At 68.3% G+C, this 8,871-nt stretch carries 13 protein-coding genes and 2 pseudogenes; 10 read left to right on the top strand and 5 right to left on the bottom strand.

Annotated elements, in window-relative coordinates:
• Positions 1-117: 117 nt before the first annotated feature.
• Together rpmF and ENN83_RS02010 are read right to left on the bottom strand one after the other, a co-directional pair.
• Positions 118-327, bottom strand: a complete 210-nt coding sequence (rpmF, locus tag ENN83_RS02015; protein WP_132696998.1) for a 50S ribosomal protein L32 — start codon at positions 325-327, stop codon at positions 118-120.
• Between the two features lie 199 nt (positions 328-526).
• Positions 527-1,753: an MFS transporter gene (locus ENN83_RS02010; RefSeq protein WP_287183447.1), complete on the bottom strand. Its 1,227-nt coding sequence runs from the start codon at positions 1,751-1,753 to the stop codon at positions 527-529.
• 331 nt (positions 1,754-2,084) lie between these two features.
• Between ENN83_RS02010 and ENN83_RS02005 the strand changes: the two genes are divergently transcribed.
• A complete protein-coding gene (locus ENN83_RS02005; RefSeq protein WP_287183444.1) occupies positions 2,085-2,756 on the top strand; it encodes an alpha/beta hydrolase in 672 nt (223 codons plus the stop codon).
• Positions 2,757-2,772: 16 nt separating this feature from the next.
• On the opposite strand, the gene ENN83_RS02000 is transcribed toward ENN83_RS02005, so the two are convergent.
• Both ENN83_RS02000 and ENN83_RS01995 read right to left on the bottom strand, forming a co-directional pair.
• The gene (locus tag ENN83_RS02000) at positions 2,773-3,693 is read right to left on the bottom strand and encodes a DNA-binding response regulator (protein ID WP_287183441.1); all 921 of its coding nucleotides are present in this window, start codon (positions 3,691-3,693) and stop codon (positions 2,773-2,775) included.
• Positions 3,683-4,138, bottom strand: coding sequence for a hypothetical protein (locus ENN83_RS01995; RefSeq protein ID WP_287183439.1), 456 nt, complete (start codon positions 4,136-4,138; stop codon positions 3,683-3,685). Before ENN83_RS01995 ends, ENN83_RS02000 begins: the two co-directional genes overlap by 11 nt.
• Positions 4,139-4,395: 257 nt before the next feature.
• Between ENN83_RS01995 and ENN83_RS01990 the strand changes: the two genes are divergently transcribed.
• A complete protein-coding gene (locus tag ENN83_RS01990) occupies positions 4,396-4,713 on the top strand; it encodes a hypothetical protein (RefSeq protein ID WP_287183437.1) in 318 nt (105 codons plus the stop codon).
• A gap of 13 nt (positions 4,714-4,726) precedes the next feature.
• Here ENN83_RS01990 and ENN83_RS01985 read toward each other — a convergent pair whose 3' ends face one another.
• Entirely contained in the window at positions 4,727-5,299 is a 573-nt protein-coding gene (locus ENN83_RS01985; RefSeq protein WP_287183435.1) for a hypothetical protein, read from the bottom strand.
• Between the two features lie 16 nt (positions 5,300-5,315).
• On the opposite strand from ENN83_RS01985, the pseudogene ENN83_RS17265 reads away from it, so the two are divergent.
• The 8 genes and pseudogenes from ENN83_RS17265 to ENN83_RS01945 all read left to right on the top strand — a co-directional run.
• A pseudogene (locus tag ENN83_RS17265) lies at positions 5,316-5,549 on the top strand (IS66 family transposase); the annotation flags it as partial.
• Between the two features lie 399 nt (positions 5,550-5,948).
• Positions 5,949-6,470, top strand: coding sequence for a zinc ribbon domain-containing protein (locus ENN83_RS01975; protein ID WP_287183429.1), 522 nt, complete (start codon positions 5,949-5,951; stop codon positions 6,468-6,470).
• Positions 6,471-6,514: 44 nt separating this feature from the next.
• Positions 6,515-7,024, top strand: coding sequence for a hypothetical protein (locus ENN83_RS01970; protein WP_287183427.1), 510 nt, complete (start codon positions 6,515-6,517; stop codon positions 7,022-7,024).
• A 31-nt stretch (positions 7,025-7,055) separates the two neighbouring features.
• Positions 7,056-7,259 (top strand): annotated as a pseudogene (locus tag ENN83_RS01965) (transposase domain-containing protein); the annotation flags it as partial.
• A gap of 41 nt (positions 7,260-7,300) precedes the next feature.
• Positions 7,301-7,849: an ABC transporter permease subunit gene (locus ENN83_RS01960; protein WP_287183425.1), complete on the top strand. Its 549-nt coding sequence runs from the start codon at positions 7,301-7,303 to the stop codon at positions 7,847-7,849.
• Between the two features lie 173 nt (positions 7,850-8,022).
• Entirely contained in the window at positions 8,023-8,220 is a 198-nt protein-coding gene (locus ENN83_RS01955; protein WP_287183422.1) for a hypothetical protein, read from the top strand.
• A gap of 101 nt (positions 8,221-8,321) precedes the next feature.
• The gene (locus tag ENN83_RS01950; RefSeq protein ID WP_287183420.1) at positions 8,322-8,654 is read left to right on the top strand and encodes a hypothetical protein; all 333 of its coding nucleotides are present in this window, start codon (positions 8,322-8,324) and stop codon (positions 8,652-8,654) included.
• 9 nt (positions 8,655-8,663) lie between these two features.
• Positions 8,664-8,871, top strand: a 208-nt coding sequence (locus ENN83_RS01945; RefSeq protein WP_287183419.1) for an ATP-binding cassette domain-containing protein, incomplete at its 3' end; no start/stop codon positions are given.

The following is an 8,871-nucleotide window of genomic DNA, read 5'->3' as shown; positions in this document are numbered from 1 at the left end:
GGACCACGATCCCCGCCCATGGCGTCGACCGATATGACGTTGCGCGGCGCCTCGGCCAGCGGCTCCTGACAGTGCTGCGTGCTCATGTTCGACGCGGGGGACGTGCGGCCCTGGGCCTCAGGCCGCGTCGTCTTCGTCCAGGTCGAATTCCTGGGCCTGGGCAACCACTTCGCGGTCATCGTAATGGCCGCAGGCGGCACAGACGTGATGCGGACGCTTCAGTTCGCCGCAATTCGAACATTCGGCCGGATTGCCCGGCACCAGCGCATCGTGCGAGCGGCGCATGTTGCGGCGCGACCGCGTGACTTTGTTCTGAGGGACAGCCATGTCTCAACCTCGATCCTTCGGGGCCACTGGCCCGGTGTTCTGTCTTGGGAAAGCCCGTCTCTCAGCGCGTGGCCGCGCGGCGTAACCCATCGTGCAAGCGAGGCCGGGAACATACTGCGATTCTGAGCGGGCGCAAGTGTTTTTCTGGACGCGCCGGGACAGGACGCCGCCGCGGCGCAAGGCCGTCCCGAACCCGGCCTCAGCGCTCTGCCACGGGGCGCAGCGCCAGCCAGATCAGCGCACCCCCGGCCAGCGCCAGGAACGGCACCATGGCCAGGTTGACCGCCGCCCAGCCCGCGGCGGCCGACCCGCCCGAACAGTTCATCAACCCCCCCGAGGCCAGCGAGGCCAGCGTCACCCCGGCAAAGACCAGCGTGTCGTTCATCCCCTGCGTCGCGCCGCGTTCCTCCGGGCCATGCGCCTGCGCGAGCATCGCCGTCGCCCCGATGAAGCCGAAATTCCAGCCGATGCCCAGCAGGATCAGCGCGGCATAGAACTGCTCCAGCGCAACCCCGCTCACCGCCACCCCGCCCGACAGCGCCAGGATCGTCAGCCCCGCCGCCACCACGGGCCGCGCGCCGAACCGCGCGATCAGATGCCCGGTGAAGAAACTCGGCACATACATCGCCAGCACATGCGCGGTCACGATATCCGCCGCGACCCCGGTATCGAAGCCGCAGCCAACAACCGCCAGCGGCGACGAGGTCATCACCAGGTTCATCAGCGCATAGGACACCATCCCGCAGATGATCGCCACCGCGATCGCCGGATCGCGCAACAGCTCCACCCGACCGCGCCCGCCCGTCTGGCCCGCCACGCGGCGCGGCGGCGCGGGGATGTCGAGAAAGGCGAACAGCACCGGACCGACCAGGTTGATCGCGATCACCGCCAGATAGGTGCCGAGAAAGGGAACCACCATCGCCTCGGCCGGCACCTTCACCAGTTGCGGGCCGATGACCGCGGCCACCAGACCGCCCGCCAGCACATAGGAAATCGCCTTGGGCTGGAAATCGCCGGTCGCGCTGTCGGCGGCGGCAAAGCGGTAGAAGCCCTGCGCCGAAAGATAGATGCCGGTCAGGAACGAGCCCGCAAGAAACAACCCGAAGGATCCCTGCACCAGCCCCACGGCACCCACCGCGCCGCCTGCCGCCCCGCCCAGCGTGCCGACCATGAACCCCGCGCGCCGCCCCGCCCGCTGCATCAGGCTTGCCAGCGGCGTTGCACTCAGCATCGAGCCCAGCACGATCAGCGAGATCGGCAGCGTCGCCCAGCACGGGTCGGGCGCCAGGCTCTGACCCGCAAGCCCGCCGATGGTGAAGATCATCGGCATCTGCGCGCCGATCAGCGCCTGCGCGGCGACCAGAAGGCCGACATTGCGCCTTGCGCGCGACGGGGACAGGGGCGGGGCAGGGACGGTCTTTGTCATGTCCAAGTCCTAGCCCGCGGCGCGCGGCTGCGAAAGGGGAAGCCTGCTGGCGCAGGCTGCCTCCGGCGGGGATATTTGGGGCCAGAAGAAGGTGCATAGGCGCGCGTCTGACGGGCAAGGTCGGAGGGGGCGCCCTGGCGCGCGGCCTTGCCGTCTTCTTCTGGCGGCAAATATCCCGGGGGGAGTCCGAAGGACGGGGGGCAGCGCCCCCCGCGGGTCGCCTTGCGCAGCAAGGCGAAACCCGTCACCGCAAGGGCCCCGCGCGGGTCGGCCGTTGCGGCCGCGCCGCTTTGGGTCTAGACCCGGACCGCCAGACAGCGGAGGGTTTGACGTGACACGGGTACTCGAGTCGGGTCGCGCCGGCGCGGCGAAGGGCGAGGCGGATCGGCTGGTGATCTTCCTGCACGGCTATGGCGCCAACGGGGCCGATCTTCTGGGCCTTGCCGAGCCGCTCGCCCCGCACATGCCGCGCACCGCCTTCCTCGCCCCCGATGCGCCGGAAAGCTGCGCGGGCGTGCCCTTCGGCCATCAATGGTTCCCGATCCCCTGGATCGACGGCTCGACCGAGGAACAGAGCCGCGAGGGCATGCTGCGCGCGGCGGATGACCTGAACGCCTGGCTCGACGCGGTCGCCGCAGAGGAGGGGATCGGGCCGCGCCAGACGGTGCTGCTCGGCTTTTCCCAGGGCACGATGATGGCGCTGCATGTGGGCGCGCGCCGCGCGCCGTCCTGCGCGGGGATCGTGGGCTTCTCGGGCCGGCTGCTGGCGCCGGACCTGCTGGAGGACGAGATGGTGGCCCGCCCGCCGGTGCTGCTGGTGCATGGCGATGCCGATGACGTGGTTCCGATCGAGGCGCTGCCCGAGGCGGGCAATGCGCTCAGCGCGGCGGGGTTCGATGTCTATGCCCATGTGATGAAGGGCACCGGCCACGGCATCGCCCCCGACGGGCTGAGCGTCGCGCTGGCCTTCATGCGCGACCGGCTGATGATCGACCCGACCTGAGGCCGGGCACGCGGCGTCAGGCGTTCAGCAGCCGGTCGGCGATCACCGCGGCCGAGGTTCGGTTGTCCACGCCCATCTTGTGGAACACCTGTTCCAGGTGCTTGTTCACTGTGCGCGCGTTCAGGTCCAGGATCTCGGCGATGTCGCGATTGGTCTTGCCGCGAGTGAGCCAGAACAGCACCTCGGCCTCGCGGTCGGTCAGGCCGAAGGCCTGCGCCAGTTGCGCCTTGGTCTCGCCCTCGCCATGGCGGTGGATGCGCACCATCACCTCGCCGGGATTCTGGCCCAGATAGCACAGCGCGAGCGCCGCGCCCGCAAAGGGCGGCATGCTGGAGATCGGCTGTCCGGCCAGCCCCGCCAGCCAGCGCGCCAGCGCGGGCAGGGCGCGGCCCTCGGCCACCAGCGCGCGGCCCTCGGGGCTTTCCAGCAGCGCCGGCGCCCCGGGCGAGCCCCGGGCCAGCCGCCCGTCCGGCGCGAAGGCCAGCACGCTTTGGCCCGCCTGTTCCAGCGCGTACCGGGCCGAGGCGACGGCGCGGGCGTTCAGCACATGGGTGATGATCCGCGCGATCAGCTCGTCCACCACCACGGGCTTGGTGATGTAATCCACCCCGCCCGCGCGCAGCCCGTCCGGGATATGTTCGGACTCCGTCAGCCCGGTCATGAAGATCACCTGCGCAGGTTCGGGCCGCGGCCCCGATTTCAGGATGCTGCAGGTCTCGAACCCGTCCATGCCGGGCATCATCGCATCCATCAGGATCACGGCGGGCCGCACCCGGCGCGCCAGCTCGATCCCCTCGGGCCCCGAGCGCGCGACCAGCACCGTCATGCCGTTATCCTTCAGCGCCGCCGGGATCAGCCCCCGCGTCTCGGGCGCGTCGTCGATCACCAACGCGATCGAGCGGGCGGGCAGGACCGGGGGATAGGTCTCAGGTAGCATCGCGGGTCATCTCCCTGAGCAGGCGCACGATCCGGGCCATGTCGAACTCGGCCAGCCGGTCGCGCAGCCGCGCCAGCGTCGCGGCATCGAGCAGGCCCGCCGCTTCCAGCGCGTCAAGCTCGCGGCGCACGCCCGCGGCATGGCCGATCCCGGCCAGCCCCTGAAGCCGTGTCGGAATCTCGGGCGCGATGGCGGGCAGCGCGGCGGCTTCGGGCGCGGTCTTGGCCGCGTGGCGGTCCTCGAAGACCAGGTCGATCTTCATCAGGTCCGCCAGACGCACCAGCACGTCGCGCAGCGAACAGGGCTTGACCACGAAGGCATCGTAAGGCCCCTCGCGGTCGACCGGCATCCGCGCCTCCAGCGCGTGGCCGGTCACCATCACGATGGGCGTGGCGCGGTGGTCGGGCCGCGCGCGCAGGCGCTGCGCCAATTGCCATCCATCCATCCCCGGCGTCCAGCAGGAACAGGTCCGGCGCGCAATCGTCCAGGATGCCCAGCGCGGTTTCGGCATCGGGCACGGTCTGCACCAGGAACCCCATCGGCCGCAGCACGGTATCGAGCAGCCGCAGATGGTCCAGATCGTCATCGACCGCCATGATCGTTCGGCGCGGCCCCGGATAGCCGCGCGCCTTCAGTCGCTCGGGCGCGGGCGAGGCGGCGCAGGGCTGGTCGGCCTCGTCGCGGGCCTTGTTCTGGCTTTCGATGGCCAGGATCAGCGTCAAGGCGATCACCCCGATCACCACCAGCGCGGTGCAGAAGATCACCGTCAGCACCGCGTCCAGGTCGGGGCTGCCCGCATGGGCCCGGACCAGCAGCAGAAGCCCCCCGATGATCGCCGCCGGGATCGCCGTGCCGATGACGAAGACCGACAGCCGCGACATCAGCGCCCGCGCCACCGGGTCGGGCAAGGCGGCATGCAGCATCCGCACCACCTTCGCGTCGACCCGGCCATGCGGCTTGCAGCCGTCCCGGCAGGAACTGTCCAGCGTGCAGCACAGCGAACAGATCGGCCCGGCATAGAACGGGCAATGGGTCATGTCCTCGGCATCGAAGCGGTATTCGCAGATCGAGCACGCACAGGTCGCCCCGGCCTCGTGCTGCCGACCCGTCGTCTCGGGCAGGGAGCGGGCGATGTAGAACCGCCCCCCGTGGCCCAGGCGATCAGCGGCGCCATGGCAAAGGCGCTGAACAGCGCGATGAAGGCCGACAGCGCCTCGGCCGTCTCGCCCATCAGCCCCCCGCCATGGGCGACAAAGGCGATCACCACCGCGCCGCCCATCGCCGCCATGCCGACCGGGTTGATGTCGTAAAGATGCGCGCGGCGGAACTCGATCCCCCGCGGGCTCAGGCCCAGCGGCTTGTTGACCACCAGATCCGCGGTCAGCGCCCCGATCCAGGCCAGCGCGACATGGGAATAGAGGCCAAGGATATGCTCCAGCGCCCCGAACACGCCCAGTTCCATCAGCATCAGCGCGATGGCGACATTGAACACCAGCCAGACCACGCGGCCCGGATGGGAATGGGTCAGCCGCGAGAAGAAGTTCGACCAGGCGATCGACCCCGCATAGGCGTTGGTCACGTTGATCTTGAGCTGGCTCAGGATCACGAAGGCCCCGGTCAGCGCCGGTGAAGGTGTCGATCTGCATCGCTCCACGCTGAGCGACTGGGTTGGGCGCATGACGGCCCTGCTGGAGCCTCTGGCCGATCATATCGGCAAGCTGGTCCGGGCAGGGCCAGCCCTTTTTGCGGACGATACCCCCGTAAAACTGCAGGTGCGCGCCAACACGACAAAGATCAAAACTGCCCGTCTCTGGAGTTATGTCCCAGACGAACGCCCGTGGTGCGGGGCGGCGCCCGCAGGACCGCCAGCAGGCCGTGACGCGCCTGGCGATCCCCCTGTCATCCGGGCACGGATGGTGGACGCGGCCCGGGCCAAGGCGCGACGAGGCGAGCTGCGGATCAGTGTGCCGATCGGCTATGTCTGGCACCGCGACATGGGGCTCGGCTTCGATCCCGACATTCGGCCGCAGAAGGTGATCCGGCTGGTGTTCGAGCGGTTCCGCCAGCTGGGCAGCGCCCGGCAGGCGCACCTGTCGCTGACGGCGGAGGGCGTGTTCTTCCCGCGTCCGTCGGATGGGAAGCGCCTCACGTCCTTCGACTGGCGGCAGTTCGGCTATCGCAATGTCATCGGCCTCCTGAAGAACCCTTTCTAAGCAGGAGCTTATGCCTACGGCAAAAGCGAGAAGCGGATCGAGTTGGTCGACGGGCGGGCGCGCAAGTCCTACGGTCACGGCAAGCCGCCCGAAGCCTGGGACGTGCTGATCCACGATCATCATGAAGGCTACATCGACTGGACGGAGTACCAGCGGAACCAGACCCTGCTGGCCGCCAATGCCTACGGTCGGGTTGGCGGAAGCAAGTCCGGCCGGGGCGGCCGGGCCCTGCTGGCGGGCATGCTCACCTGCGGGCGTTGCGGCCGAGGACTGGCGGTGGCTTATACGGGCGCGCCTCCGGGGCGCCCGACCTATCGCTGTGACCGGCCGAACCTCATGCTCGGCCTGCCTCGTTGTCTCGGCTTCGGCGGATCCCGTGTGAACGCCGCGATCGTATCGGAGATACTGCGGGTGGTCGAGCCGATGGCCATCGAGGCGGCACTGGAGGCCGAGCGGATGCACAGGGAGGGAGAGGCTGAGCGGCGGCGTGTGGCCGAACTCGACCTGCAGCAGGCCGAGTACGACGCCTTACTTGCCGAACGACGCGAAGCCGCCAGCACCTGATCCGGACGCTGGTCTCGGGCATCATCGCCGATGTCGACGACGCCATGCGCGAGGTGATCTTGACGATCCACTGGCGCGGCGGCCAGCACTCGCAACTGCGCGTCCGGAAGCCGCGAACCGGGGAGCATGGCTGCCAGACGCCCGAGCAGGCTCTTGCGGTGATGGAACGGATGGCGACGCGGTTTTCTGACGCTGACATTGCGGCCACCTTGAACCGGATGGGCGTGCGCACTGGCCAGGAGAAGACCTGGACGGCACACCGTGTCGCCTCCATCCGCAGGGTCCGCGGCATCCATGCCTTCCGGTCGGCCGAGAAGGGCGGCGTCTGGCTCACCCTGCGCGCGGCCGCTTCGAGGCTCGACGTGACCAGCCACGTCGTGCGACGGATGATTCAGGACGGGATCCTGCCCGCCGAGCAAGTCGTTCCAGGCGCGCCGTGGCAGATCCGGGCCTCCGCTCTCGAATCTGACCACATTCTGGAGGCCCTCAGGCGGAAGGGGCGTCCGTGTCACGGAGGCGATCAGAAGCGAATGCAAATGTTTCCAGATAGTTGAAGAAGAGGGGTATAATGACTCAGCACCCCCGATCGGGCGCAAGAATTACCTGTTCATGGGTTCAATCGGCGGCGGAAAAGCAGCCGCGATCGCCTACACGCTCATCGAGACCGCCAAGATGAACGATGTCGGCCCTGAAGCATGGCTGACATGGGTCCTCCAGCGCCTGCCCGATCACAAGATCAACCGCATCGACGAACTCATGCCGTGGAAATGGCAGGCCGAAAACAACTGAAACCGCTCCCACACCGGACGCTTACGATCATCTTCGGCCAGATGGGCGCGATCAACATGGCGCATGGGGAATTCATGATCCTTGGCGCCTATGTCACCTACCTGGTGTCGAACAGTTTTGCCACGCATCTGCCCGATCTGTTCCCGATCTATTTCTTCGTCGCGATGGCGCTGGCCTTCCTCGCCTCCGGAGCGCTGGGGATGCTGGTGGAATGGGGGCTGATACGCCATCTCTACCGCCGCCCGCTCGACACGCTCCTGGCGACCCGGGGGCTGAGCCTGATCCTTCAGCAGATCTACCGCTCGGTCTTTGGCGCGCGCGAGGTGGGCGTGACGATCCCGAACCGGATGATGGGCTCGCTGCCGCTGACCGACAGGATCGAGGTGCCGATCAACGGCCGGTTCGTCATGGCGCTGGCGGTCGGAAAATCGGTCGCGATCTACGCGCTGATGTTCCGCTCGCGCCGGGGCCGGCAGGTGCGCGCGATCAACCAGAGCCGGGTGATGGCGGGCGCGGTCGGCATCAACACCGAACGCACCCACCGGCTGACCTTCGCCATCGGCTGCGGCATCGCGGGTGTGACGGGCTAGGCCTTCACGATCAGCCAGGCGCAATGCGTCCTCGATTTCTTGCTCTCGGGCTCGATGGCCAAGGTCATCACGCTTCTGGTGGTCGTCGGCATCTGATGCTGCGCCCGCAGGGCCTGTTCGTCCTGAAACTCCGCAAGTGAGCGAAGACCCGTGCAAACGACCGCAAGACCCGCTTGCTGACCCGCGAAGAGGCGATCTGTTTCGGCCTTCTTGCCGCGGTGATCTTCCTCATCCTGACGCCGGGGCTGGACAGCTTCCGGTTCAACCTCTTCGGCAAGTATCTCACCTATGCCTTGGTCGCCATCGGCCTCGTCCTCTGCTGGGGGCGGGGCATCCTCAGCCTCGGGCAGGTGGTGTTCTTCGGGCTATGACCTGGCCAGCTTCAGGATCTTCGTCTTCTGCCTGGGCGCGTCCTTTGCGGGCATCGGCGGCGCGATGTTCACCCTTCAGGTCGGCTACGCTGGTCGGCATCGTGCTCTCGATCGAGATGGTGATCTTCGCCGCCTTGGGGGGACGCCTGTCGATCCTGGGCGCGGTCTGTGGCACGCTTCTGGTCAACTGGGCCAAGACCACGCTTTCGGAAAGCTTCCCCGAGCTCTGGCTCCTGGGCCTCGGCGCGCTGTTCATCGCGGTCGTGATGTTCTTTCCGAACGGCCTTGCCGGGCTCTGGTCCGAACAGGTCATGGCGCGCCTGCGCAAGCTGTTCGCCGGTCGTGGGGCAGGGGCCAGCCCCCCCGCCGCGCCCGGCCCCGCCAATTCCGCGTCGGCCCCGGACAGCCCGGCGGCCAAGGCCGCAGCCGGGTGAGGTGATCCCATGTCAATTCATCAGACCAGTTTCGTTCTGTCGGTCGAGGATCTGACGGTCTCCTTCGACGGGTTCAAGGCGGTGGACGGGCTGACCTTCCATGTCGAACCCGACGAATGCCGGGTGATGATCGGGCCGAACGGCGCGGGCAAGACCGCCGCGCTCGACCTGATCTGCGGCCGGATCAGGGCCACCGGCGGGTCGGTCAGGTTCAAGG

The organism is Rhodovulum sp. (assembly GCF_011048875.1).
Classification (GTDB): domain Bacteria; phylum Pseudomonadota; class Alphaproteobacteria; order Rhodobacterales; family Rhodobacteraceae; genus Rhodovulum; species Rhodovulum tesquicola.
This window is presented reverse-complemented; position numbering and strand designations above follow the sequence as displayed.

What these genes read in the sequence shown, in the direction of transcription:
- rpmF (WP_132696998.1), bottom strand. Translation starts at nt 327, where the DNA reads ATGGCTGTCCCTCAGAACAAAGTCACGCGGTCGCGCCGCAACATGCGC.
- ENN83_RS02010 (WP_287183447.1), bottom strand. Translation starts at nt 1,753, where the DNA reads ATGACAAAGACCGTCCCTGCCCCGCCCCTGTCCCCGTCGCGCGCAAGG.
- ENN83_RS02000 (WP_287183441.1), bottom strand. Translation starts at nt 3,693, where the DNA reads ATGCTACCTGAGACCTATCCCCCGGTCCTGCCCGCCCGCTCGATCGCG.
- ENN83_RS01995 (WP_287183439.1), bottom strand. Translation starts at nt 4,138, where the DNA reads ATGGATGGATGGCAATTGGCGCAGCGCCTGCGCGCGCGGCCCGACCAC.
- ENN83_RS01990 (WP_287183437.1), top strand. Translation starts at nt 4,396, where the DNA reads ATGGCCAGGATCAGCGTCAAGGCGATCACCCCGATCACCACCAGCGCG.
- ENN83_RS01970 (WP_287183427.1), top strand. Translation starts at nt 6,515, where the DNA reads ATGCGCGAGGTGATCTTGACGATCCACTGGCGCGGCGGCCAGCACTCG.
- ENN83_RS01960 (WP_287183425.1), top strand. Translation starts at nt 7,301, where the DNA reads ATGGGCGCGATCAACATGGCGCATGGGGAATTCATGATCCTTGGCGCC.